Below are 23,763 nucleotides of genomic sequence, written 5' to 3'. Positions count from 1 at the left end.
AGCTTAACCGTGTGGAGGGGGCGAAATGGGTGTACGCGGCGTTAGCGTGGCGTGACCGTCCGGCGACGCCCAGGTCAGGGCGTGAGATCGTCGATCATGTCCAGGTAGGCGCTGGCCTTCATGCGGTCGTCCCCGCCGAGTTGCGGGATCATCGGCGCCACCACGTCGCGCTGCTGCTCGGTGAACTTCTTCAGCGCCGGGGTGGGCTTGCCGTGGCGCTTGACGTGGCCGAGCGCGGTGAGCGCCGAGCGCGTGGTCGTCGTCATCTCGTCCAGCGTCCTGCCGATCAGCTTCTCCCGCCCCGAGCCGGGGTAGCCGAGCAGGGCGGCGGCCTCGGTGGCCCGGGAGTGGGCGACGTTCAGCTCGCGCCGGGCGCGCTCGGTGTCGTCGGTGGTCAAGGTGAGCAGCGTCGCCTCGGCCGCCCGCTTGATCGCGTACAGGCGGTCGCCCGGCACCGACGCGTAGGTCTGCATGCCCGTGAAGATCAGGACCATGGCCATGGCGACGGCGAGGACGGCGGGCCGCAGCCGCGTGCGCCTGGACCGGCGCGGGGCGGGCGGATCGGGTTCGGGGACGGGCTCGGCGTGGCGGGCGGCCAGCAGCTCGTCCCGCAGGCGTTCCCGGAAGCCGGCGCCGGGGCCGTGTCCGGCGTCGGCGCCGATCTCGTTCAGCCTGCGGACGAGATCGGGCCGGGGCTCGCGCCGCGCGACGGCGGGCATGCGCCGGATAAGCCACCGCGTAGGCCCCCACTTGCCCATGAAAGCTCCCTGCCGCACGCACTACGATGATCCATAGGTGCTACATGCCCAACGACGTGGGGAGCCGATAAGTTACGGCCCGTCCCAGGTCCGTGACGGCCTCCCGGCGGCCGCCGCGCGCGATCAGCCGAGGTCGTCCGGCAGCGCCCTGGCCAGGGCGCGGATCGCGCGGAACTGCAAGGCTTTGATCGCGCCGGCCTTCTTACCCATGATCAGCGCGGTCTCGGCCAGGGACATGCCGTGCAGGAAGCGCAGCACCACGCATTCCTGCTGCTCGGGGTTGAGCTCGCGCACGGCCCGCAGCACGCGTTCGGTGATCATCGTGTTCACCACGGCGTTCTCCGGGATGTGCGCGCCGTCCAAGGGGGTGTCCAGCACCTCGGCGGTGGCCACCTCCATGCGGTACCTGCCGGACTTGTAGTGGTCGGTCACGAGGTTCCTGGCGATCGTCACCAGCCACGCGCCGACGTCCCTGCCCTGCCAGGTGAAGTGCGCGATGCGGCCCAGCGCGCGGAGGAACGTTTCACTGGTGAGATCCTCCGCGAGCGCGTGGCAGCCGACCCGGAAGTAGACGTAGCGGTACACCAGATCGACGTACCTGTCGTACAGGGCCGCGAAGGCGTCCGCGTCACCGGTCTTGGCACGGAGCACCACTCTCCGGAGCTCGTCGAAGTCCGGGGAGGAACGCTCTCGCTGCTCGTCGGCGGCGCGCGTGGAGTTCACCGTGTCGGCCGCTCCTGCTGGGGAAAGCCCGGCGACCGACCATGAGTTCGACATCCGGTATCCCTGGGGAGGAAAAGGGAAGGGCGCGTGCTCGAACACTCTAGAAATCATCGGGAATTTGCACAATCTACTTTGCCTCAACAGGTACCACGCGTAACTGGAGTCATGTCGCACTCCAGGCACCGGCTACCGGTTTGGAGGTAATGTCCGGCAGAGTTGAGCCATCATGGAAGCCCTCGTTGCCGTCACCGCGTTCGCCGGCGCGTTGTTCGCCGCCATCACCACAGGCATCCTGGCCAGGCGTCTCCGTGACGAGCGCGCGGGCTGGCTGATCGCCTGGACCGTCACCACCGCGGCCCTCTGCCTGGCGCTCAGCGCCGTCGCGGTCGGGCACCTCATCGGGTTCGGCCCCGTGACCTTCCGCGTCTACCAGATCACCGGCGCCTTCCTCGCGCCGTTCTGGCTCTCCATCGGCATGGTCCAGCTCCTCGCGCGCGGGGTGGCGGGGCGGTTCGCCGCCTGGCTGCTGGGCATCGCCTTCACGCTGGTCACGGTGGTCATCCTGGCCGTCGACCCCCTCAGCGCGCCCGAGGCGCTCGCCAAGAAGGTCCTCCCCCTCGGGGACGCGCACTGGACGATCATCCCGACGGCGCTGCTGACCGCGGCCCACGCCCTGACGTACCTGATCCTCATCGGCTGCCTCATCGTGGCGGTCCTGCGGTGGCGCGCGGGCGGCGACAGCGACGCCGACAACATGCACGCCGGTGTGGTGCTCACGCCCACCGGGCTGGCCATCGTCGGCGCGGTGCGGTTCGCGATCCCGGGGGTGTTCGCGGCGCTGGTGATCACGCTGATGGTGGGGGCCGTCTGGTACGCCGTCGCCCGGCCGCTCGCGCCCTACGACGAGGAGCGCGACGACTCCGACGACTGGGAGGAGGACCCCGCCCCCGCCCGGCGCCGGGGCCCCGAGCCTTCCCGGCCTCTTCAGGCCCCCGAGCGGCCCGAGGCGACGCGGGAGGCCCCGCTGCCGCCTCCGGCGCCCGCGATGCCGCCGCCCCGCCGCTCGGGGCTCGGCGATCTGGTGGCGGAGTACCGGGCGGGCGATCCCGCCGAGGTGGACTACGCGGCGCGCATGCAGCCGGGAGGGTTCGGCGGCGGCCCGAGGACCGGCGAGATCATCGACCAGGACCAGGGACGGCAGGGCCCGGTCGGGCGCCATGGTCAGCACGGTCCTGCCGGCCAACCTGGCCAACCTGGCCAACACCAGCATGGCCAGCAGGAGCAGGGCCGGCAGGGCCAGCACGGGCAGCACGGGCAGCACGGTGAACAGGGCGGGCCGGGCGCGTTCCACGAGGGCGGGTTGCCCGGCCAGAACGGCGGGCGGCGGGCGGCGGGCCCGCCCGACTACGCGATGCCCGGCACCGGTGTGGTGTTCCCCGGCGGCGAGGGCGGCGGGATGTTCGGCCACCCCGATTCGCCCCCGGCCGGGCGTCCGGCGGCCTCGCCCGCGGCGGGGTCGGTCAAGCCGTCCTCCGGCATCTACGGCCTTCTCACCGTCTTCACGCTCATGGACGGGGCGGGGGAGGCGTTCGACCGCCTGGCGGAGGAGACGGTGGAGGCGGTGCGCCGCAGCGAGCCCGACACGCTGATCTTCATCTGCCACTCGGTGAAGTCGGCGCCGCTGCAGCGCATCGTGTACGAGATCTACCGCGACGAGGTGGCCTTCACCGAGCACCAGCGGCAGGCGCACATGGAGCGCTTCGCCCGCGAGAGGGTGGCGCACGTGCTGGCGGCGAACGTGATAGAGCTCAACGTCAACGCCGCCAAGGTGGTCCCGCTGCCGTCGGCCTTCCGGGTCTGACCTCGCAACGGGCCCGTCCCGCGGGGCCTGGCCGGAACGGAGAGGGCCGGACGGCGGTCAGGCCGTGAGCGCGGCGCGCAGGCGCGCCTCGTCCACCCGCCAGAAGTCGTGCTGGACGCCGTCGATGAATGTGACGGGGATCATGTCCCAGTACGCCGCCTGGTCCTCCGGAGAGACGGTGATGTCCCGTTCCTCCCAAGAGACGCCCAGCTCGGCGGCCACGCGCCGGATGACGGCCCTGGCGTCGTCGCACAGGTGGCATCCTGGTTTGCCCAGCAGAGTGATCATGTGATCTCGCGGCGGCATGTGCCCAGCCTAACGGTGCCGCGGGGGCGTGGCCGACGGGCCGGATCCCGGACCGGCACCCCTACCTGGGACAGTAAGGACCCGAGAGAGCGCGCTCGCACTTTGTGCATGTCTTCACAAAGGGACTAACCTGGAGGCCTGCGCCCTTCTCGACATCCGTCGCAACCGCGAGCGCGGCCGGGGCGCACCGGCCGCCCGTCCCCTGGAGTTCCGGCCGAAGTGACCCGCCGCATGTCTCAAGCGCGTGAACGTGGCATCCCCGATGCGACCGTCGCGAGGCTGCCCTTGTACCTGCGCGCCCTCAACGGGCTCGCGGAGAGGGGCACCGCGACCGTCAGCTCCGAGGATCTCGCCGTCGCGGCCGGCGTCAACTCCGCCAAGCTCCGCAAGGACCTCTCCCATCTCGGGTCCTACGGCACCCGCGGCGTCGGGTACGACGTCCAGTACCTCATCTACCAGATCTCCCGCGAACTCGGCCTCACGCAGGACTGGGCCGTGGCGATCGTCGGCGTCGGCAACCTCGGCCGCGCGCTCGCCAACTACGGCGGGTTCGTGTCGCGGGGCTTCCGTGTGGCCGCCCTGTTCGACGCCGACGCCTCCGTGGTGGGGGAACACCTGGTCGGCATGGCCGTCGAGCACATCGACAGGCTCGAAGAGGTGATCGCGGCCCGCGACGTGTCCATCGTGGTGATCGCGACGCCCGCCGCGGCGGCCCAGGCGGTCGCCGACCGGGTCATCACCTCGGGGATCACGAGTATCTTGAACTTCGCCCCCGTTGTGCTCAATGTGCCTGACGGAGTCGATGTCCGCAAAGTAGACCTATCGACCGAATTGCAGATCCTTGCGTTCCATGAGCAGCGCAAAGCGGATCGTGAATCAGGGAGCCCGATCATGGCCGAGAACCTGGCGGAGGCGATGGACGCATGAGTCTTCTGGCTGTGGGCCTCAGCCACAGAACCGCGCCCGTCGCCTTGCTGGAGCGCATGGCGGCCACCGGTGACGCTCTGGTCAAGCTGCTGCACGACGTGCGAAGCGACGCGCACGTGGCCGAGGTGATGATCGTCTCCACCTGTAACAGGGTCGAGGTCTACACCGAGGTGGACCGCTTCCACGGCGGCGTCACCGCGGTCACCCAGATGCTCAGCGTGCATTCGGGCATCCCCCAGGAACAGCTCACACGCCACCTGTACGTCCACTACGAGGACCGCGTGGTCGAGCACCTGTTCACCGTCGTGTGCGGGCTCGACTCGATGGCGGTGGGCGAGGGCCAGATCCTCGGCCAGGTACGCCAGTCGCTGCGGCTCGCCCAGGAACAGGGCACCGCGGGCTCGACGCTCAACGAGCTCGCCCAGCACGCGCTGCGCGTCGGCAAGCGCGCCCACACCGAGACCGCCATCGACCGCGCCGGCGCCTCCCTCGTCGAGCTCGGCCTCACCCTGGCAGGAAAGGTCATCGGCCCCGTCCAGGGCAGGCGCGCGCTGGTCGTGGGCGCCGGATCGATGAGCGCCCTGTCCGCCGTCACGCTCGCCAGGGCCGGCGTGACCGACATCGTGGTCGCCAACCGCACCTTCGAACGCGCCGCGCGCCTCGCCCAGAGCGTCGGGGGCCGCGCCGTCGAGCTGAAGGACGTCGAAAGGGAGCTGGCCTCGGCCGATGTGGTCATCTCCTGCACAGGAGCAGGTAGCGTTGTCATCGGCACCGAGATGGTGGCGTCGGCCGTGCGGGACAAGCCGCTTTTCCTGCTCGACCTGGCGCTGCCGCACGACGTCGACCCGGGCGTCCGCACTCTGCCCGGCGTCACCCTCGTCGACCTTGAGTCGATGCAGGAGGCCGGGCTCGGCGGCGAGAGGCGCGACGGCGGCGCCTCCGAGGAGGTCGCCGCGGTCCGCTCGATCGTGGCCACGGAAGTGTGCGAGTATCTCCGGGCCGAGCGCGCGGCCAAGGTGACGCCGACGGTGATCGCTCTGCGCGCCAAGGCCGCCGAGGTCGTCGAGACCGAGATCGGACGCCTGGTGACCCGGGTGCCCGAGATCGACGGGCGGTTGCGGGGAGAGATCTCCCAGACCGTCCGCAGGGTGGTGGACAAGCTGCTCCACGAGCCGACCGTGCGTGTCAAGCGGTTGGCGGCGTCCCCGGCGGGCGATCATTATGCCGAGGCGCTGCGTGAGCTGTTCGACCTGAACCCGAAGGTGCCGGAGGCGGTGACGAGAGCCGAGGTCGCCGAAGTGGAGACCGACGCGACCGGTCGCGAGGGGGACGCATGACCGAGAGCATGGTGAAGGCGGGCCCGCGCGTGCTCCGGCTCGGCACGCGCCGCAGCCTGATGGCCACCACCCAGTCGCAGCGCGTCGCCGACCGCCTGACCGCGCTCACCGGCCGCCCGGTCGAGCTCGTCGGCGTCACGACCTTCGGCGACGTCACCAAGGCGCACCTCGCCCAGCTCGGCGGCACCGGCGTGTTCGTCAGCGCCCTGCGCGACAAGCTCATCGAGGGCGAGATCGACTTCGCGGTCCACTCCCTGAAGGACCTGCCGACCGCCTCCGACCCCCGAATCCTCCTGGCCGCGACCCCTCCGCGCGACGACCCGCGCGACGCCCTGGTCGGCGCGGCCAAGCTCGCCGACCTGCGCCCCGGCGACAAGGTGGGCACCGGCTCGCCGCGCAGGGTCGCCCAGCTCCGCGTGCTGCGTCCGGACCTCGACTACGTCCCGATCCGCGGCAACGCCGACACCCGTATCGGCAAGGTGACCTCCGGCGAGCTGGCCGCGGTCGTGCTGGCCGCCGCCGGGCTCGGCCGTCTGGGCCGCGCCGCCGAGATCTCCGAGCTGTTCGACGTGGCCGACGTGCTGCCGGCCCCCGGTCAGGGTGCCCTGGCCGTGGAGTGCCGCGCCGACGACCACGCCTTGGCCGAGTTGCTCGCCGTCCTCGATGACGCGCGCACGCGTGCGGCGGTCATCGCCGAGCGCGCCGTGCTCGCCGCTCTCGAGGCCGGGTGCAGCGCGCCCGTAGGTGCGTACGCCTCCGATGAGGGGCACATTCTCAACCTGACCGCCGCCGTTGTGGCCTTCGATGGCACGCGGTCGGTGCGCAAGTCCACCGCCGGGGATCCCTCGGCGGCCATGGAGCTCGGCCGTGACCTCGCGGCCGCCATGATCGCCGAGGGGGCCGGCACGTTGATGGGGGAGCGGACCCATTGAGCTCCGGAAGCCAGACCAGTAAGACCGTCGATACGGGCAGGGCAGACGCCGCTGACGCCGCCGTGAAGGCCGGCGCGGCGGAGGAGGCCGCCCGGGAGGCGCACGAGGCCCATGAGGGCCAGGAGACTCAGGAGGTACGCCAGTCCGGGTTCGTCGCCTTCGTGGGAGCGGGGCCGGGTGACGAGAACCTGCTCACGCTGCGCGGGGCCGACCTTCTGGCCCGCGCCGACGTCGTCGTCCTCGACCGGTCGGCGTTCGGCGCGATGCTGCGCCACTGCCCCCCGGAGGCCGAGGTCGTCGACGTGGCCGCCGAGACCGGCGCGGTGTCGCTGAAGGCGGTCCAGCACGCCAAGGCCGGGCGCCGGGTCGTGCGCCTGTGCGCGGGCGATCCCGGCTTCTTCTCCTCCGTGGCCGAGGAGGTCGCGGCCTGCGCCAAGGCCGACGTCGACTTCGAGATCGTGCCCGGCGTGACACCCGCGACCGGCGTGCTCACCTACGCGGGCATCGCCCCGGCCGCGTCCGTGCCGGAGTTCCGCATCGTCGACGCCACCCGCGTGGACGACTGGGCGCCCCACGCCGCCTGCGAGGGCACGCTGGTGATCTACAACGGCGCCGCGGAGGCCGTGCCGATCGGCAGGGCCCTCGTCGCGGCGGGCAGGCCGGACACCACGCCGGTGGCCGTGACCCAGAGCGGCACCACCACCGAGCAGTACACCGTGGTGTCCTCGCTCGGCAGGCTCGCCGCCGACCTCAAGCACGCCGACATCTCCGAGCCCGCGGTGATCGTCGTCGGCGACGCCGTGACCGGGCGCGACCGCCTGTCCTGGTTCGAGAACAAGCCGCTGTTCGGCTGGCGCGTGCTGGTGCCCCGCACCAAGGAGCAGTCGGCCGGGCTGTCGGAGCAGCTCAGGTCGTACGGCGCGGTGCCCGAGGAGGTCCCGACGATCTCGGTGGAGCCGCCGCGCACCCCGCAGCAGATGGACCGCGCCATCAAGGGCCTGGTCACCGGCCGCTACGAGTGGGTCGCGTTCACCTCCGCCAACGCCGTCAAGGCGATCAGGGAGAAGTTCGAGGAGTACGGCCTGGACGCGCGGGCGTTCGCCGGGCTGAAGGTCGCGGCCGTCGGCGAGGCCACGGCGCGCGCGCTGATCGCCTTCGGGGTCAAGCCGGACCTGGTGCCCGTGGGCGAGCACTCCTCGGAGGGCCTGCTGGCCGAGTGGCCGCCGTACGACTCGATGCTCGACCCGATCAACCGGGTGCTGCTGCCCCGCGCCGACATCGCCACCGAGACCCTCATCGCCGGGCTGACCGAGCTCGGCTGGGAGTGCGACGACGTCACGGCCTACCGCACCGTCCGCGCCGCCCCCCCGCCCGAGGCGATCCGTGTGGCGATCAAGAGCGGCGGCTTCGACGCCGTGCTGTTCACCTCCTCCAGCACCGTCAGGAACCTGGTGGGCATCGCGGGCAAGCCGCACAACGTGACGGTCATCGCGGTGATCGGTCCGCAGACCGCCAAGACCGCCGAGGAGTTCGGCCTGCGGGTGGACATCATGGCCGACAACCCTTCGGCGACGGCGTTGGCCGCCGCCCTCGCGGAGTACGGCGCCAAGCAGCGTCAGGCGGCGCTGGCCGCCGGTGACGTCCCCCGGCGGCCCTCGCAGACGCGCAGGGGAGCCCGCCGCCGGGCCAAGTGAACATCAAGCCGACATCCCCATCGTGACGTTCCCGCCCGTGCGGCGGCCCGGCACGAGGTCAGGGAGGGGAGAGACGATGAGCGACGCGGGCTTTCCGGTCGCGCGGCCTCGCAGGCTGCGCGCGACCGTGCCGATACGGCGCATGGTGGCGGGCACCCGGCTGCACCCGGCCGAACTGGTGCTCCCGATGTTCGTGAAGGAGGGCGTGAGCGAGCCGCAACCGGTCGCGTCCATGCCCGGGGTGGTGCAGCACACCGTCGACTCGCTGCGCAAGGCCGCCAACGAGGCGGCCGAGGCGGGCGTGGGCGGGCTGATCCTGTTCGGCGTGCCCGCGGTGAAGGACGCCCGCGGCTCGGCGGGGGACGACCCGGACGGCATCCTGCAGCAGGCGCTGGCCGAGCTGCGCGCCGACCTGGGCGACGCCATCGTGATCATGAGTGACACGTGCCTGGACGAGTACACCGACCACGGCCACTGCGGCGTGCTCACCCCCGAGGGCGAGGTCGACAACGACGCGACGCTGGAGCGCTACGCCTCCGTCGCGCTCGCCCAGGCGACCGCGGGCTCGCAGGTGATCGCGCCGAGCGGCATGATGGACGGCCAGGTGGGCGCGATCCGCGCCGCCCTGGACGGGGCCGGCTTCCCGCACGTCCCGATCCTGGCGTACTCGGCCAAGTACGCCTCGGCGTTCTACGGCCCGTTCCGGGACGCCGCCGAGTGCGCTCCCCGGTTCGGCGACAGGAGCTCCTACCAGCAGGACCCGGCGGGCCCGGTGGGCGAGGCGTTGCGCGAGGTGCGCCTGGACCTGGACGAGGGCGCCGACGCGGTGATGGTCAAGCCCGCGCTGGCCTACCTGGACATCCTGCGCCAGGTGCGCGACGCCGTGGACGTGCCGGTGGCGGCCTACCAGGTGAGCGGCGAGTACGCGATGGTGGAGGCCGCGGCGGCCAACGGCTGGATCGACCGCGACCGCGTGATCATGGAGTCGCTCGTCGCGATCAAGCGCGCCGGCGCCGACATGATCCTCACCTATTGGGCTACGGAAGTGGCCAAAAGACTACCCTGACGGGTCATTTTCCGTGGTTTCCGGGGGTCGGCTCACCTCACCCGGCCGCCATCGGGCATCATCGGGGAAAGGCGAGGTGGGGGAGGAACACGATGGTGGGGGTGCCGCTGGCGGCTCGCCGGGCCAAAAAGCGAGGCCGGGCCCATGGCAGAGCGCAGACGATCACCTCGGTGCTGGAGTACGCGGAGCTGGGCTGGGCGAGCGTCCTCGGGGCGCATCCGATGCGCGAGGGGCGGCGGGCCTGTTCGTGCGACCGCGTCGGCTGTCCCGACCCCGGGGCGCATCCGTTGTCGCCGGCCTGGCAGATGATGGCGACCACGGACACCGCCCTGCTCACCCGATGGTGGGAGCAGAACCCCGAGGCCAACGTCATCCTTCCCACGGGCAGGGTATTCGACGTGTTCGACGTGCCCGCCACGGCGGGCCACACCGCACTGGTCGCGATGGAGGAATCCGGCTTCGCGACGGGCCCGGTCGCCACGACAGGCGACCGGGTCCTTTTTTACGTGGCCACCCGCGGCGCCCCCGAGGACGAGGACGAGTGGTGGTCCTGCCACCTGGACTGCGGCCCCGAGACCATCGACGAGACCCCCGGCCTGCGCTGGCACTGCCGTGACAGCTACGTCCTGGCCCCGCCGTCGTCGCTGCCCGACGGCAGCCACGCCCGCTGGCTCCGCCCCCCCGACGGCCTCCCCCTCCCCGACCCCCTCCACGTCCTGGACCACCTGGCCGACGCCTGCGAGTGAGCCCGCACCGGCAGGGCCCCTGGGCACTCCACTAGCCTGGACGGGTGAGCCGTACGAAGATCTCAGAGGCCCTGTTCGAGCGTGCCCGCGCGGTGGTGCCCGGCGGGGTGAACTCCCCGGTGCGCGCCTTCGGCGCCGTCGGCGGCACTCCCAGGTTCATGGAGTCCGGTGAGGGCCCGTACGTCGTGGACGCCGACGGCAACCGGTACGTCGACCTGGTGTGCTCCTGGGGTCCGATGATCCTCGGGCACCGTCACCCGGCCGTGGTGGAGGCGCTGGCGGAGGCGCTGGCCCGTGGCACGTCCTTCGGCACGGCGACCCCCGGCGAGGTCGCGCTGGCCGAGGAGCTGGTGGCGCGGGTCGGCCCGGTGGAGAAGGTCCGGCTGGTCAGTTCCGGCACCGAGGCCACCATGTCGGCGGTGCGGCTCGCGCGCGGCTTCACCGGCCGTTCCCGCGTGGTGAAGTTCGCCGGGTGCTACCACGGGCACGTGGACTCGCTGCTCGCCTCGGCCGGCTCGGGGGTGGTCACCTTCGGCCTGCCCGACACGCCAGGCGTGACCGGCGCGTCTGCCGCCGACACGATCGTCCTGCCGTACAACGCGCCGGACGTGGTCCGCGAGGCGTTCGCGTCCTACGGCGGCGAGATCGCGTGCGTGATCACCGAGGCGTGCCCGGCCAACATGGGGGTGGTGCCGCCCGCGCCCGGCTTCAACGCGCTGCTGCGCGAGCTGTGCACGGCCTCGGGCGCGCTGCTGATCCTGGACGAGGTGCTGACCGGCTTCCGGGTCTCCGCGTCGGGCTGGTACGGCCTGGACCCGGTCGAGGCCGATCTGATGACGTTCGGCAAGGTGATGGGCGGCGGGCTTCCCGCGGCGGCGTTCGGCGGCCGTGCCGACGTCATGGACAGGCTCGCGCCCGAGGGCCCCGTGTACCAGGCGGGCACGCTGTCGGGGAACCCGCTGGCCACCGCCGCGGGCCTGGCCACGCTGCGGGCCTGCGACGCCGAGGTCTACGACCGCGTGGACGCCGCGGCGCTGATCATCGGGCGCGCCGCCTCCGACGCGCTGGCCGCCGCCGGGGTGCCGCACCGCCTCCAGCGCGCGGGCAACCTGTTCTCGATCTTCTTCACCGCCGGTCCGGTCACCGACTTCGACGGCGCCCGCGCCCAGGACGCCGGGGCCTACCGGGCCTTCTTCCACTCCATGCTCGACCAGGGGGTCTACCTGCCGCCGTCGGCCTACGAGGCGTGGTTCCTGTCGGCCGCCCACGACGAGGAGGCCGTGGCCCGGGTGGCCGAGGCGCTGCCGGCCGCCGCGAAGGCCGCCGCCGCGGCGTCCGGGAAGTTCGGCGACCAGTAGTTTTCAGCGATACGCGACAGCGCGGCGGCCATCGTTTAGCATTTCTGTATGTTGGATCTCCACCGCCTCAAGGCCCTGCACGCGGTCTCCGTGTACGGCTCGGTGGGCGCCGCCGCCGAGGCGCTCATGGTCACGCCGTCGGCGATCTCGCAGCAGCTCGCCAAGCTGGAGCGCGAGACCGGCTCCACGCTGCTTGAGCGCAGCGGGCGCGGCGTCAAGCTCACCGACGCCGCCGGTCTGCTCGCCGAGCACGCCGAGCGCATCCTCGCCCTGGTGGAGACCGCGGAGGCCGACTTCGAGGCGCTGCGCGGCACCGTCGTCGGCCGCCTGCTGATCGCCGCGTTCCCGACCGCGGCCCGCGGCGTCATGCCGGTCGCGCTCGGCGAGCTCAAGCGGCGCCATCCCGAGCTGGACCTGATGCTGTACGAGCGCGAACCCGAGCGTCAGATCCGCGAGGTGGCCCGCGGCGAGCTGGACCTGGCCATCGTCCAGGACTGGCTGAACCGCCCGATGGCGCTGCCCGAGGGCCTGTCCCGCGCGGCCCTCTTCGAGGACCCGGCCGACGTCGTCCTCCCCGCCGGGCACCCGTTGGCGGTCCGCGACGAGGTCGACCTGGCCGAGCTGACCGGCGAGCGGTGGATCGGCTCGTCCCCGGGCATGGTCTGCCACGACTGGCTCGTGCTGACGCTGAGGACGGCCGCCCTGGAGCCGGACTTCTCCTGCATCGCCGACGAGTACCCGACGCAGATCGCGCTGGTCGCGGCCGGGCACGGCCTGGCGCTCATCCCGCGCCTCGGCCGGGGGGAGCTGCCGCGCGAGGTCAGGGCCGTGCCGCTGCGGCCGAGGCCCCTGCGGCGCATCTTCGCGATCTGGCGCACCGACGCGGCGCGCCGCCCGGCCATCCGCGCCGCCGTCGAGGTGCTGCGCCAGATGACACCGCCGCCCGGCCTGACGGCCGTCGAGCGGTCGGGCCAGTAGGCTGGTGTCCGTCATGACTGAAAGCACCGTTGTTCACCTGCTCCGCCACGGAGAGGTGCACAATCCGCACGGCCTCCTGTACGGCAGGCTGCCCGGGTACCACTTGTCCGACAACGGCCGCTCCATGGCCGAGATGGTGGCCAAGGCGCTCGCGGGCCGCGACGTCGTCGCGGTGTACAGCTCCCCGCTGGAGCGCGCCCAGGAGACCGCCACGCCGGTCGCGCAGACGTTCCGGCTGCCGATCCGCACCGACGAGCGCCTGATCGAGGCCGACAACATCTTCGAGGGCGCGCCCCTCGGCGGCATGTTCCGCGCGCCGGGCAACTACCGTCATCTGTGGAACCCCGCCCGGCCTTCGTGGGGCGAGCCGTACCTCCAGGTCGTCGAGCGCATGCGGTCGATCGTCAACGCCGCCAGGGCAGAGTCCCGCGGCCACGAAGTCGTGCTGGTCAGCCACCAGCTCCCGATCTGGATCATCCGCCTGGCCGCCGAGCGCCGCAGGCTGTGGCACGATCCGCGGCGCCGCCAGTGCTCGCTGGCCAGCCTGACCAGCTTCACTTTCGACGGTGACCGGCTGGCGAGCATCGGCTACAGCGAGCCGGCAGGTGCGCTCATCAAACCGCCTAAACTGCTCAAACCAGGTAACAGGCGATAGCCGTCCCGGTGCAGGCGCCGCCCCGAATTGGGGGGCGTGCCTCCTGCTGGGTAGGGTTTGAAGCTCTACCGGTCGTAGTACAAGGAGACCCTTCTCGGTGTCCGCGAAGCCACGTGCCCTTCTCGCCGCCGTGCTGGCCATGGCGGCTCTCGCGGGCTGCGCGGGAACCCAGCAGGGCGCACAGCCGCAGTCGGGCGACACGCGGTTCGTCGCCGGCGACGGAAGCATGCTGGTCGTCCCGGCCGGGCAGCGCCAGGCGGCCCCCGAGGTCCAGGGCCAGACCCTGGAAGGCGCGCCCGCCGCCCTCGCCGACCACAAGGGCAAGGTCCTCGTCCTCAACTTCTGGGCGTCCTGGTGCGCCCCCTGCCGCAGCGAGGCCCCGGTGCTCAAGGACATCGCCGCCAAGACCAAGGACCGCGGCGTCACCTTCCTCGGCGTCGACTTCAAGGACGACAAGGCGCAGGCCCTCGCCTTCCAGCGCACCCAGCAGCCGGGGTACCCCAGCCTGTACGACCAGCCGGGCAAGGTCGCGCTGGCCTTCCACGGCATGGTCAACCCGGCCGCCATCCCCTCCACGCTGGTGCTCGACCGGCAGGGCAGGGTCGCGGCGCGCGCGCTCGGCGAGGTGCGGCACTCCGACCTGCTGAACGTGGTGACCAAGGTCAGCGATGAGAAGTAGCGTCCGTCGCCACGCCGGCCGGAGGGCCGCGCGGTGAGCGACCTCACGACCACCATCGCGGCCGGTTCGCTGCTGGTGGCCCTGCCCGTCGCGGTTGCGGCCGGGCTGGTGTCGTTCCTGTCCCCGTGCGTCCTGCCCCTGGTGCCCGGCTACCTGTCGTACGTCACCGGCATGAGCGGCGACCCGCGGCGCGGCCGCATGATCGCCGGCAGCGCCCTGTTCGTGCTGGGCTTCTCGCTGGTGTTCGTGCTCGGCGGCGCGCTGTTCGGCGGTCTCGGCTCGGCGCTGCACGGCAACGCCGAGGTGATCACCCGGGTGCTGGGCGCGCTGACGATCGTGCTCGGCCTGGCCTTCCTGGGCCTGATCCCGGGCCTGCAGCGCGACGTGCGAATCCACCGCCTGCCCGCGGCGGGGATCGCGGGCGCGCCCCTGCTCGGCATCGTGTTCGGCCTGGGCTGGACTCCCTGCATCGGCCCCACGCTGTCCGCCGTCCTCGCGCTCTCGCTGGACCAGGCGAGCGCGGTGCGCGGCGCCGCGCTGGCCTTCGCCTACGCGCTCGGGCTCGGCGTGCCGTTCGTGCTGGCCGCGCTGGCCTACCGCAAGGCGATCAGGACGTTCTCCGCGGTGCGCCGCCACTCCCCGCTCATCACCCGCGTCGGCGGGGCCATGCTGGTCCTGGTGGGCGTCCTGCTGGTGACCGGCCTGTGGGGGCAGATGATCGCGAACATGCAGGGCTGGGTCGGCGGATTCGAGCCGGTGATCTGATGTCGCTGACAGAAGAGGTCCGGGCCGACCCGGTGCGCCCCGTGGGTCTCGGCCCCCTGGGATGGCTGCGCTGGGGCTGGCGCCTGCTCACCTCGATGCGCACCGCGCTGATCCTGCTGTTCCTGTTCGCGCTCGCCTCGATCCCCGGCTCGATCTACCCGCAGCGCTCGATCAGCCCCGACAAGGTCGCCCAGTACTTCAAGGACAGCCCCGGCCTGGCCGCATGGCTCGACCGGCTGTGGCTGTTCGACGTGTTCACCGCGCCGTGGTTCGCTGCCAGCTACCTGCTGCTGTTCGTCTCGCTCGCGGGGTGCATCATCCCGAGGACCACGGCGCATCTGCGGGAGCTGCGGCGCAAGCCCCCCGCGGCCCCGCGCAACCTGTCCCGGCTGCCGCAGCACGCCTCCTTCACCGCTTCCGGCGTCACGGTCGAAGGGGTCGCGGCGGAGCTGCGGAGAAGGCGGTTCCGCACCGTCACCGGGCCCGGCTGGGTGTCCGCGGAGAAGGGGTACCTGCGCGAGACCGGCAACCTGCTCTTCCACGTCGCCCTGCTCGGCCTGCTGGTCGCGGTCGGCGTCGGCGCCCTGTACGGCTATCGCGGCAACGTGCTGCTGGTCGAGGGCAACGGCTTCGCCAACACCGTCGCCGCCTACGACCGCTACATCCCCGGGCAGAGGGTGTCGGCCCAGTCGCTGGAGCCGTTCTCCTTCACCCTGGACGACTTCCAGGCCACCTACGTCGCGGCGGGGGAGCGGCGCGGGCAGCCGCTCACCTTCTCGGCGCGGCTCAAGGTCGCCGACCGTCCCGGCGCGGCCGAGCGGCCCTACGACCTGGAGGTCAACGAGCCGCTCGACGTGAACGGCACGCAGACCTACCTGCTCGGCCACGGCTACGCCCCGACGTTCAAGGTGCTCGACGGCAAGGGCCAGGTGGCGTTCGAGGGCCCGGTGCCGTGCCTGACCGCCGACCAGGTGACCTACACCTCCGAGTGCGTGATCAAGGTGCCGGACGCCGAGCCGTCCCAGCTCGGGTTCCTGGTGCGGTTCCTGCCGACCACGGTGCCCGCCGCGGACGGCTCGTGGGTGTCGGTGTTCCCCGGCGCGGCCAACCCCACCGCCCAGGTGTTCGCCTTCTCCGGCGACCTCGGGCTGAAGGACGGGCAGCCGCAGTCGGTGTACCAGCTCGACACCACGAACCTCAAGCCCCTGGTCATGGGGCTGAAGACCAAGCCGCTCGCGGTCGGCGACACGCTGCCGCTGCCCGGAGGGGCCGGCTCGGTCCAGCTCACCGGCGTGCGGGAGTGGATCAGCCTGCAGATCGCCTACGACCCCGGCCGCGTCCCCGCGCTGCTGGCCGCCACCCTGGCCGTGCTCGGCCTCGTGCTCTCGCTGACCGTGCGGCGCCGCCGGGTGTTCGTCCGGGTTGCCGAGGCCGCCGAGGGCGAGCAGGCGACGGTCGAGGTCGGCGGCCTGACCCGCACCGAGGGCGGCGCCGCCTTCGCCGACGAGTTCTCCACGATCGTCACGACCCTTCGAGGGACCGAGGCCGGCGAGGCCGCCTCGCGTGAAGGAGCGAACAATGCCCACTGAGATCGACTCCGGACTCGCCGCGCTCAGCGACCAGCTGATCCTGGCGACCGTCCTGCTCTACGTGCTCGCCATGATCGGCTACGCGCTGGACCTCGGCTTCGGCCGGATCAGGGCCGCGACGGCCACGCCGGCCCGCAAGCTGGTCACGGTGGGCGCGGGCGCGCCGGCCGCCGAGGACGCCGGCCCTGCCGACCATGCCGACCGTGGCGACGACGCCGCGGACGCCCCCGCCGCCACGCCGCCCGGCCCTGCCCCATGGGTGGCGCGCACCGGCGCGGTCGCGGTCGCCCTGAGCTGGCTGGGCCTGGCCGGCAACGTGGCCGCCCTCATCACCAGGGGCCTCGCGGTGGGCCGCTGGCCGTGGGCCAACATGTACGAGTTCGTGGTGGCGATCTGCATCGCCGCGGTCGGCGCGTTCCTGGTGATGCAGGCCCGCCAGCCGGTCCGCTTCCTCGGCGCGTTCGTCTGCCTGGCCGCGGCCCTGGTGCTCGGGTTCGCCGTACGTTACCTCCACGTACAGGCCGGCCCTGTCGTTCCGGCACTGAACTCTTACTGGATCGCCATCCATGTGTCGGCGGCGATCATCGCGGCGGGTCTGTTCATCGTCGCCGGGGTCGCCGGCATCCTGTTCCTGGCGCGCAAGGACGGCCCGTCGCGGCTGCCCGCGCGGGAGGTCCTGGAGAGGGTCGCCCACCAGGCCATCGTGATCGCCTTCCCCATCTGGACGTTCGCCGTCATCGCGGGCGCCCTGTGGGCCGACAAGGCGTGGGGACGCTACTGGGGCTGGGACCCCAAGGAGGTCTGGTCCTTCATCACGTGGATCGCCTACGCGGCCTACCTGCACGCGAAGGCGACCGCCGGGTGGCGGGGCAGGGCCGCGACGATCGTCCAGCTCATCGCCTTCGGCTGCCTCATCTTCAACCTGGTGGGTGTGAACATCTTCCTGTCGGGCCTGCACTCCTACGCGCAGGTTCCGTAGCGGCCCCCGTCGTCCTCCCGTGCCGGTCGCCGACCGGCACGGCGGGGCGGATGTTGCTGATTCGCCGCGCTGCGCTCGGCGGCCGGGGGCGCCCTTGAGGCGCCCCTCGCGGGGTCAGTCGTCCTCGCGGCGGAGGCGCCGGTCGAGGTCGCGGAGGAAATCGGGGTCGTCGTCGGGGCCGCGGACCACCGGGGGGCGGTTGCCGCTCGGGCGGCCCATGCGCCGCCGCTGGACGGTCTGCTCACTCAACGGGCGGCCGAGGAGCAGCCAGAACACGCCGCCGACCGCGACCAGGAGCACGACGATGAGAACCCACAGCATCTTCGGCAGGTTCCTGACGTCCTCCTCAGGGGTGGTTATCACATCGAACAGGCAGTAGAGCCAGAAGGCCAACAGCGCCAGGCCAAGAAGCACGCTAGGCATGTCCGCAGCGTAAGCCATTCTGCGGTAGATCGTGTCTCCGGGCGGGACGTCAGGGGTCCCCGGAGCCATCTCCGTAGGACATTTCACATGGCTTCCCGCGCGGCCACGTCGTACGGTGGACCGTGACCACGCTCGCGGAACGGGAGAGGTTGCGTGCAGATCTTCGCGCCCGCTCGGGCCCCCAGGCCGTCGCCGTGACCGGGTTCTCCGGCGACAGGGGCCGGCACCGCAGGGCGTCGCGCTGGCGGCAGCGCGGGCCGTACGCCTTCCGGGGAGAGACCTCGCGCGAGGTCCCGCAGGAACCCGCCGACTCCCGCCGTCCCGACGCCGGCTTCGCCGACCTCACGCGGGAGGGCCGGGCGGACTCCCGCCGCCAGGGGCGCGAGGGCCGCGGCGACCACCGGGCCGAGCCGCGCGACGGCGGGCGCAGGGCCGGACGCCGCGCCGACTCCTTCTGGGAGGGCGAGCAGCCCCGCGTGGACTCCGCCCAGGCGGTCACCGCGCCGGTCGTGGACCGGCCCCAGTACATCTGGCGGGACTTCGAGCTGGACGACGAGCCGCCCCTGGCCCAGCCGAACTCGCCCGACACCCCCGACCTCCGCGACGGCCTGAAGCACTGCGGGCCGCTGGAGCAGATCCTGTACCGCCAGTGGGACGCGGCCGACGGGCCGCCCTCGCCGGACGCCGTCCGCGCCGTCGACAGCCTGTCCCGGCTGCCGGAGCGTCTCAAAGCGCTCCTGGCGGTCGGACTCGACGGCATCTATGTCGGAGCCGGAGGCGTGCCCGATCTGGACGACATGGGCTATCTGCGGGGCGCGCCGCTGCCCTCCGGCAAGGCGACGTGGGACGTCTGCGCCGGCGCCTACGGCGACCGCAAGATCGTGGTGGGCGACCGGCCGTCCCCGACGCCCGACGTGATGATGCACGAGACCGGGCACGCGCTCGACGACATCGACGCGGCGCCGGGCGAATGGGTTTCGGACTCCCCGGAGTTCACGGCCCTCTACGAGGAGTGCGCGCCGCTGTTCGCCTCGACGTTCCACCGCCAGCCCGGCGGCCTCGGCCGCAAGGAGTTCTTCGCCGACGCCTTCGCCGCCATCGCCTCGCGGCAGCGCCCGGCCCTGGTGGACATGCTGAACGGCGACACCCGTGCCGCGCTCAATGTCATGCTCTTCTTCAACCGGCGCTACGGAATCTAGGTGAACCGTCATGTACGTCATCCGTCTCGCGGACGGGACCTTGCGGATACCGCAGACCCTGGCCAGTGATGACGGGCGCCTGATCGGCAACGCCTACGTGGAGATCGAGCCGGGCGACCCCGACTACGATCGGTGGCTGCCCGAGGCCGTCACCGAGGAGCAGGACGCCGAGCGGCGCAGGCGCTGGCGGGAGGGGAACGACGAGCTGGAGCGGGAGTTCCTGGCGTTCAAGGAGTCCCAGTCGGGCCATGACCGCTGAGGGACCGCTGAGACGCCGGCCGTGGACGGGGGGATCCCGGGCCGGCCGGGGCCGCGGGTCGTGGCTTCCCCGCGGTACCGGATCTGGTGCCCTGCCGTGTGGGCGTCCCGGCCGACGTTCAATCACATCCGTAAATGCATTTATGACATGGACTAAAAAGAACAGTGACCCTGCGGCTTCCGGGAGGCGCGCAGGATCACCGGGTGGCGCGTCACGCTGTTGGAGTTCACCGTGCCTCGCGAAGATCGCCAGGCCCGGCCAGCTCGCACCAGTGGATCAGACACGCGGCGAGTCGCCGCCCGGCCGTTCGGCCGTGAGAACTTCCTCGCCACGCAGGAGAGCGTGCACCTCCGACTCGCGGAAACGCCGGTGCCCTCCGGGGGTACGGATGCTGCTGATACGGCCTGCCGCTGCCCAGCGCGTCACCGTTTTTGGATCGACCCGGAAGAGGGCGGCAACCTCTCCGGGGGTCAGCAGACGTTCGCTGCTACTCTCCACAATCTCTCCCCCTCGCATCCCGCGTCCCTGAAGCGGGCGGACAGGTATCCAGTTTGCCGAGCCAAATCTGATATATCCGTGATTTACATCGATAGATCACGGGTTGTTATCAGCTGACTGCCCGTTTGTTATATGATAGAGCCTCTTTGGGGCGCTCGTGGGTGTTTCTTTACTTAAGCGCCGTGTTGGGAACACTAGCAGTGCTCGCGCCCGATGCGAAGTGAGCCGGTAAAGCTCCGGGGTCTTAATCGGCGGCCGTGCGGGGGTGCCCTAGACCGCTCCATCGGGCCGGTGGCGTAACCTCGACGCTGTGCGACCGTTTATCGTCTACACCGCGTCACGGCTCGGCCTGTTCGCCGTCACCCTCGGTGTGCTCTACCTGATCGGCATCCACAACGCGTTCTGGCTGCTGGTGATCAGTTTCGTGATCAGTGGCGTCGCCAGCTACGTGCTGCTGTCCAAGCAGCGTGACGCGGTGAGTGAGCAGATCAGCAAGGGCCGCAAGGGTTAAGGGAGCGGGAACATGCCGACCCGGGCATGGTACTCGTGTCCGAGGTGCGTGGTGTCGCTTCCGACGAGAAGGCCGCCTTTGTGAGCCAGGAACGCTTTGACTCCGATGCCGCGGTCGCGAGTCGGGTTCCATGTGAGGGCTTTGCCGGTGCCGGGGTGAATCGCGGCAATGCCCGGCCTCGGCACCGCGCCCGGCCCGGCCGAGTCCGAGCCCCGCGGGTTGTCCAGCCAGCGCTGATGCCCGCCGACGTAGACCGCGGCGCCGGTCACCGCCACCGAGTACAGTGAGTCGCCGCCGGTGAAGTTCACCCAAGTGGGCCGGATCGCGCGGCCCGGTGAACCCGGTGAATACGTCTCGAACCGCGCCGCGGAATCGCACAGCTTGCCCGTGCCCTTCGCGCCGCCTGTCGTCACTACGACGAAATACTGCCCGTCGGGTGAGAAATCCAGGCCCCGAACGTAAGAGGGAAACGCCTCCTTACACGCGGGGGCGTACGCCTCGGTGTGCCAGGGGGCGACGGTCGGGCGGCCCATGCCGATGTCGATCAGGCCCAGCTGAGGGCGGCGCAGGCCGTCCAGCGTGGTGAACGAGCCGTCCACGGCGAGACGGTCACGGGTCGCGGCCATCGCGTAGACCTTCGGCGAGCCTCCCCTCCCCCCGCCCGGCGTGACGGTGAAGGACGGGTCGAGGCCGCCGGTCGCGGCGTCCAGGCGGGCGAGCGCCGGCCGCGAGGCGCCGGACACGCCCTCGAAGTCGCCGCCGACGTACAGCTTGCCGCCCCGGAGCACCAGGCTCAGCACCTCGCCGCCGCTCACCGGCGCGGCGAAGCCCGGCGCCGGGGCGCCGTCGGCCAGCGACAACCGCGCGAGGCCGCGCGCCGCGCCGTCCCGGCCGCCGGGCCGCCCGGCCGAGAGGAAGCCGCCCCCGACGTAGACCGTTCCACGAGGGCCCGCCACCAGCGCGCGCACCGGGCCGTCCACCTCGGGCGAGAAACGCGGGTCCACCCGGCCGGTGAGCAGGTCGTAGGCGAACAGGTTGGACCTGCGCAGCGCGGCCCCGCCCCGCGCCTCGCGCACCCGGGTGAACTCGCCGCCGACCACGACCGTCCTCCCCACCAGGGCGAAGGCGTTGACGATGCCGTCGAGCACGTGCGGGGTGTGGTCGACGGGGTCGGGGGAGACCACGCGGGGGTGCGGGACGGTCCCGGCGCGGGCGGCGGCGCAGGGGAGCAGGGCGATGGCCCCCGCGAGCAGAGAGGCGGCCGCGGCGGCCGGCTTTCGGGTCGGCATTCCCCAAGTCCTAGCAGACGCTCGGTGATGAAGCGACTACTTTGGGTGGATGAACGCGTGGCCACTAAGCTTGTCCGCATGACGCGTGCTTCCCTGGACAAGCGACCGCACGAGGTCGCGGCGATGTTCGATCGCACGGCCCGGCGTTACGACTTGGTCAACGATGTCCTATCTCTCGGCCAAGACCGCCTCTGGCGCAGAGCGACCGCCGCCGCCGTCGACGCGGGCCCGGGTGAGCTGGTCCTCGACCTGGCCGCCGGCACGGGCACCTCGTCGGAGTCGTTCACCGGCCTGGGGGCGCGCGCGATCGCCTGCGACTTCTCGCTCGGCATGCTGCGCACGGGCGCCGCCCGGCGCGGGAGCTCGGGCCTGGACGCGGGCCCCGGCGGTGTCACCTTCGTCGCCGGGGACGCCCTGCGCCTGCCGTTCGCCGACGACACCTTCGACGTCGCGACCATCTCGTTCGGGTTGCGAAACGTCAACGACACGGTGGAGGCGCTGCGTGAGATGCTGCGCGTCACCAGGCCCGGCGGACGGCTCGTGATCTGCGAGTTCTCCCGGCCGACGATCAAGTCGTTCGACCTGGTTTACAGCCAATATCTGATGCGGCTGCTGCCTCCCGTGGCCCGTGTGGTCAGCTCCAATCCCGACTCCTACGAATATCTCGCCGAGTCGATCCGCGCCTGGCCCGACCAGGCCGGCCTGGCCCGGCTGGTGCGCGAGGCGGGGTGGGAACGGGTCGCCTGGCGCAATCTTTCGCTCGGCATCGTGGCACTGCATCGGGCGGTTAAACCAACCGTGGGCAAGTAGGTAAGCTCCATCTGACAGCGGGCAGGGAAAAAGGGTTAGACTTCCGCCGACAAGTTTGTGAAGTGGTTCACAAAGGAACGAAGGCCCCGGTCCCCAGGCCCTCGGCACCTAGGACAGGACAGGTCCCGTGAGCGAGTCAACCCCTGCGGCGGACGCCGACGTCATCGTCGTCGGCGCCGGACCCGCGGGTTCGACCACGGCCTTCTACCTCGCGCAGGCCGGCTACGACGTCCTGCTCCTGGAGAAGACCCGGTTCCCGCGCGAGAAGGTGTGCGGGGACGGTCTGACGCCGCGCGCCGTCAAGGAACTGATCGCCATGGGCGTCGACGTCGACGGCCCCGGGTGGATACGCAACAAGGGCCTACGCGTCGTCGGCGGCGGCATGCGCCTGGAACTGGCCTGGCCCGAGCTGTCCAGCTACCCCGGCTACGGCCTGGTCCGCACGCGCATGGACTTCGACCAGATCCTGGCGTCCAACGCCGAGCGCGGCGGCGTCCGGCTCCTGCAGGGCGTCAACGTCACCGGCCCCGTGCTGGACGCGCGCAGCGGCCACGTCACCGGCGTGACCGCCAAGCGGGACGGCGAGTCGTTCACCGCCCGCTCCCGCCTGGTGGTGGCCGCCGACGGCAACTCCTCGCGCCTGTCGCTGTCGATGGGCCTGCGCAAGCGCGACGACCGCCCGATGGGCGTGGCCGTGCGCACGTACTTCACCAGCCCGCGCCACGACGACGACTGGCTGGAGTCCTGGCTGGAGCTGTGGGACACCGAGCCGGACGGCTCGGCACGCCTGCTCCCGGGCTACGGCTGGGTGTTCGGCGTCGGCGACGGCACCAGCAACGTCGGGCTCGGCCTGCTCAACACCAGCGAGGCGTTCCAGAACCTCGACTACCGCGACCTGCTGCGCCGGTGGGTCAGGAACATGCCCGCCGAGTGGGAGTTCTCGGAAGAGAACATGACCGGCCCCGTGCGCGGCGCGGCGCTGCCGATGGCCTTCAACCGGCAGCCTCACTACACCCGCGGCCTCGTCCTCGTCGGCGACGCCGGCGGCATGATCAACCCCTTCAACGGCGAGGGCATCGCCTACGCCATGGAGACCGGCAGGATCGCGGCCGACGTCATCGCGACCGCCCTCTCCGCCGCGGCCCCCGCGGGCCGCGAGCGCGTGCTGCGCGCCTACCCGAAGACGCTCAAGGACGCCTACGGCGGTTACTTCACTCTGGGGCGGCTGTTCGTCGAGGCCATCGGCAAGCCGGGCGTGATGGGCTTTCTCACGCGGCACGGCCTGCCACATCCCACTCTGATGCGGTTCGCTCTGAAACTCCTTGCTAATCTCACGGACCGGCGGGGCGATGCGTCAGACCGGATCATCAACGCCCTGTCCAAGGTCACGCCACCGGCATGACATCCAGCACCCGGAACGA

General features: G+C 71.7%; 25 protein-coding genes. 19 read left to right on the top strand and 6 right to left on the bottom strand.

Annotated features, from left to right (window positions below):
• Positions 1-74: 74 nt before the first annotated feature.
• Both BJ982_RS02720 and BJ982_RS02715 read right to left on the bottom strand, forming a co-directional pair.
• On the bottom strand, positions 75-719 hold the full coding sequence (locus BJ982_RS02720) for a DUF5667 domain-containing protein (protein WP_184876232.1): 645 nt from the start codon (positions 717-719) through the stop codon (positions 75-77).
• 162 nt (positions 720-881) lie between these two features.
• The gene (locus tag BJ982_RS02715; protein ID WP_184876230.1) at positions 882-1,535 is read right to left on the bottom strand and encodes a sigma-70 family RNA polymerase sigma factor; all 654 of its coding nucleotides are present in this window, start codon (positions 1,533-1,535) and stop codon (positions 882-884) included.
• A gap of 172 nt (positions 1,536-1,707) precedes the next feature.
• On the opposite strand from BJ982_RS02715, the gene BJ982_RS02710 reads away from it, so the two are divergent.
• Positions 1,708-3,342 carry a putative quinol monooxygenase gene (locus BJ982_RS02710; protein ID WP_184876228.1) on the top strand — a complete coding sequence of 545 codons (1,635 nt, stop codon included), beginning with the start codon at positions 1,708-1,710 and terminating at the stop codon, positions 3,340-3,342.
• Between the two features lie 57 nt (positions 3,343-3,399).
• Here BJ982_RS02710 and BJ982_RS02705 read toward each other — a convergent pair whose 3' ends face one another.
• The gene (locus tag BJ982_RS02705) at positions 3,400-3,648 is read right to left on the bottom strand and encodes a glutaredoxin family protein (RefSeq protein ID WP_184876227.1); all 249 of its coding nucleotides are present in this window, start codon (positions 3,646-3,648) and stop codon (positions 3,400-3,402) included.
• Positions 3,649-3,879: 231 nt separating this feature from the next.
• On the opposite strand from BJ982_RS02705, the gene BJ982_RS02700 reads away from it, so the two are divergent.
• From BJ982_RS02700 to ccsB, 13 genes are all read left to right on the top strand, one after another.
• Positions 3,880-4,575 (top strand): redox-sensing transcriptional repressor Rex, encoded by a 696-nt coding sequence (locus BJ982_RS02700; protein WP_184876225.1) that lies wholly within the window; start codon positions 3,880-3,882, stop codon positions 4,573-4,575.
• Entirely contained in the window at positions 4,572-5,912 is a 1,341-nt protein-coding gene (locus BJ982_RS02695; protein ID WP_184876223.1) for a glutamyl-tRNA reductase, read from the top strand. Before BJ982_RS02700 ends, BJ982_RS02695 begins: the two co-directional genes overlap by 4 nt.
• Positions 5,909-6,844: a hydroxymethylbilane synthase gene (gene hemC / locus BJ982_RS02690; RefSeq protein WP_239123580.1), complete on the top strand. Its 936-nt coding sequence runs from the start codon at positions 5,909-5,911 to the stop codon at positions 6,842-6,844. Before BJ982_RS02695 ends, hemC begins: the two co-directional genes overlap by 4 nt.
• Before the next feature lie 161 nt (positions 6,845-7,005).
• Positions 7,006-8,538 carry a bifunctional uroporphyrinogen-III C-methyltransferase/uroporphyrinogen-III synthase gene (locus tag BJ982_RS02685; protein ID WP_184888366.1) on the top strand — a complete coding sequence of 511 codons (1,533 nt, stop codon included), beginning with the start codon at positions 7,006-7,008 and terminating at the stop codon, positions 8,536-8,538.
• Between the two features lie 76 nt (positions 8,539-8,614).
• Positions 8,615-9,604 carry a porphobilinogen synthase gene (gene hemB, locus BJ982_RS02680; protein WP_184876221.1) on the top strand — a complete coding sequence of 330 codons (990 nt, stop codon included), beginning with the start codon at positions 8,615-8,617 and terminating at the stop codon, positions 9,602-9,604.
• Positions 9,605-9,696: 92 nt separating this feature from the next.
• On the top strand, positions 9,697-10,350 hold the full coding sequence (locus tag BJ982_RS02675; protein WP_184876219.1) for a bifunctional DNA primase/polymerase: 654 nt from the start codon (positions 9,697-9,699) through the stop codon (positions 10,348-10,350).
• A 44-nt stretch (positions 10,351-10,394) separates the two neighbouring features.
• The gene (gene hemL, locus BJ982_RS02670; protein WP_184876217.1) at positions 10,395-11,708 is read left to right on the top strand and encodes a glutamate-1-semialdehyde 2,1-aminomutase; all 1,314 of its coding nucleotides are present in this window, start codon (positions 10,395-10,397) and stop codon (positions 11,706-11,708) included.
• A gap of 48 nt (positions 11,709-11,756) precedes the next feature.
• Complete coding sequence (locus tag BJ982_RS02665) at positions 11,757-12,686, top strand: LysR family transcriptional regulator (RefSeq protein ID WP_184876215.1); 930 nt, start codon at positions 11,757-11,759, stop codon at positions 12,684-12,686.
• A gap of 13 nt (positions 12,687-12,699) precedes the next feature.
• Entirely contained in the window at positions 12,700-13,341 is a 642-nt protein-coding gene (locus BJ982_RS02660; protein WP_184876213.1) for a histidine phosphatase family protein, read from the top strand.
• 97 nt (positions 13,342-13,438) lie between these two features.
• Positions 13,439-14,020: a TlpA family protein disulfide reductase gene (locus BJ982_RS02655; RefSeq protein WP_307784661.1), complete on the top strand. Its 582-nt coding sequence runs from the start codon at positions 13,439-13,441 to the stop codon at positions 14,018-14,020.
• Between the two features lie 33 nt (positions 14,021-14,053).
• A complete protein-coding gene (locus tag BJ982_RS02650; RefSeq protein ID WP_184876211.1) occupies positions 14,054-14,785 on the top strand; it encodes a cytochrome c biogenesis CcdA family protein in 732 nt (243 codons plus the stop codon).
• A complete protein-coding gene (resB, locus tag BJ982_RS02645; protein ID WP_184876209.1) occupies positions 14,785-16,374 on the top strand; it encodes a cytochrome c biogenesis protein ResB in 1,590 nt (529 codons plus the stop codon). Before BJ982_RS02650 ends, resB begins: the two co-directional genes overlap by 1 nt.
• Complete coding sequence (ccsB, locus tag BJ982_RS02640) at positions 16,364-17,353, top strand: c-type cytochrome biogenesis protein CcsB (protein WP_184876207.1); 990 nt, start codon at positions 16,364-16,366, stop codon at positions 17,351-17,353. Before resB ends, ccsB begins: the two co-directional genes overlap by 11 nt.
• Before the next feature lie 114 nt (positions 17,354-17,467).
• Here the strand turns inward: ccsB and BJ982_RS02635 are convergent, their stop codons facing one another.
• Positions 17,468-17,776, bottom strand: coding sequence for a PLDc N-terminal domain-containing protein (locus BJ982_RS02635; RefSeq protein ID WP_203959407.1), 309 nt, complete (start codon positions 17,774-17,776; stop codon positions 17,468-17,470).
• 122 nt (positions 17,777-17,898) lie between these two features.
• Between BJ982_RS02635 and BJ982_RS02630 the strand changes: the two genes are divergently transcribed.
• Together BJ982_RS02630 and BJ982_RS02625 are read left to right on the top strand one after the other, a co-directional pair.
• Complete coding sequence (locus tag BJ982_RS02630) at positions 17,899-18,975, top strand: hypothetical protein (RefSeq protein WP_239123585.1); 1,077 nt, start codon at positions 17,899-17,901, stop codon at positions 18,973-18,975.
• Positions 18,976-18,985: 10 nt separating this feature from the next.
• A complete protein-coding gene (locus BJ982_RS02625; protein WP_184876203.1) occupies positions 18,986-19,234 on the top strand; it encodes a hypothetical protein in 249 nt (82 codons plus the stop codon).
• Between the two features lie 276 nt (positions 19,235-19,510).
• Here the strand turns inward: BJ982_RS02625 and BJ982_RS02620 are convergent, their stop codons facing one another.
• Positions 19,511-19,750: a BldC family transcriptional regulator gene (locus BJ982_RS02620; RefSeq protein WP_184608804.1), complete on the bottom strand. Its 240-nt coding sequence runs from the start codon at positions 19,748-19,750 to the stop codon at positions 19,511-19,513.
• 292 nt (positions 19,751-20,042) lie between these two features.
• Here BJ982_RS02620 and BJ982_RS02615 point away from each other — a divergent pair, with 292 nt between their 5' ends.
• The gene (locus BJ982_RS02615) at positions 20,043-20,243 is read left to right on the top strand and encodes a DUF4229 domain-containing protein (protein ID WP_184876201.1); all 201 of its coding nucleotides are present in this window, start codon (positions 20,043-20,045) and stop codon (positions 20,241-20,243) included.
• Here BJ982_RS02615 and BJ982_RS02610 read toward each other — a convergent pair.
• The gene (locus tag BJ982_RS02610; RefSeq protein ID WP_184876199.1) at positions 20,240-21,532 is read right to left on the bottom strand and encodes a delta-60 repeat domain-containing protein; all 1,293 of its coding nucleotides are present in this window, start codon (positions 21,530-21,532) and stop codon (positions 20,240-20,242) included. The two genes, BJ982_RS02615 and BJ982_RS02610, sit on opposite strands and share 4 nt — an antisense overlap.
• A gap of 78 nt (positions 21,533-21,610) precedes the next feature.
• Between BJ982_RS02610 and BJ982_RS02605 the strand changes: the two genes are divergently transcribed.
• Entirely contained in the window at positions 21,611-22,342 is a 732-nt protein-coding gene (locus BJ982_RS02605) for a demethylmenaquinone methyltransferase (RefSeq protein ID WP_184876197.1), read from the top strand.
• Positions 22,343-22,469: 127 nt separating this feature from the next.
• On the top strand, positions 22,470-23,744 hold the full coding sequence (locus tag BJ982_RS02600; protein ID WP_184876195.1) for a geranylgeranyl reductase family protein: 1,275 nt from the start codon (positions 22,470-22,472) through the stop codon (positions 23,742-23,744).
• Positions 23,745-23,763 lie beyond the last annotated feature (19 nt).

This window comes from Sphaerisporangium siamense, assembly GCF_014205275.1.
Taxonomy (GTDB): Bacteria; Actinomycetota; Actinomycetes; order Streptosporangiales; family Streptosporangiaceae; genus Sphaerisporangium; species Sphaerisporangium siamense.
This window is presented reverse-complemented; position numbering and strand designations above follow the sequence as displayed.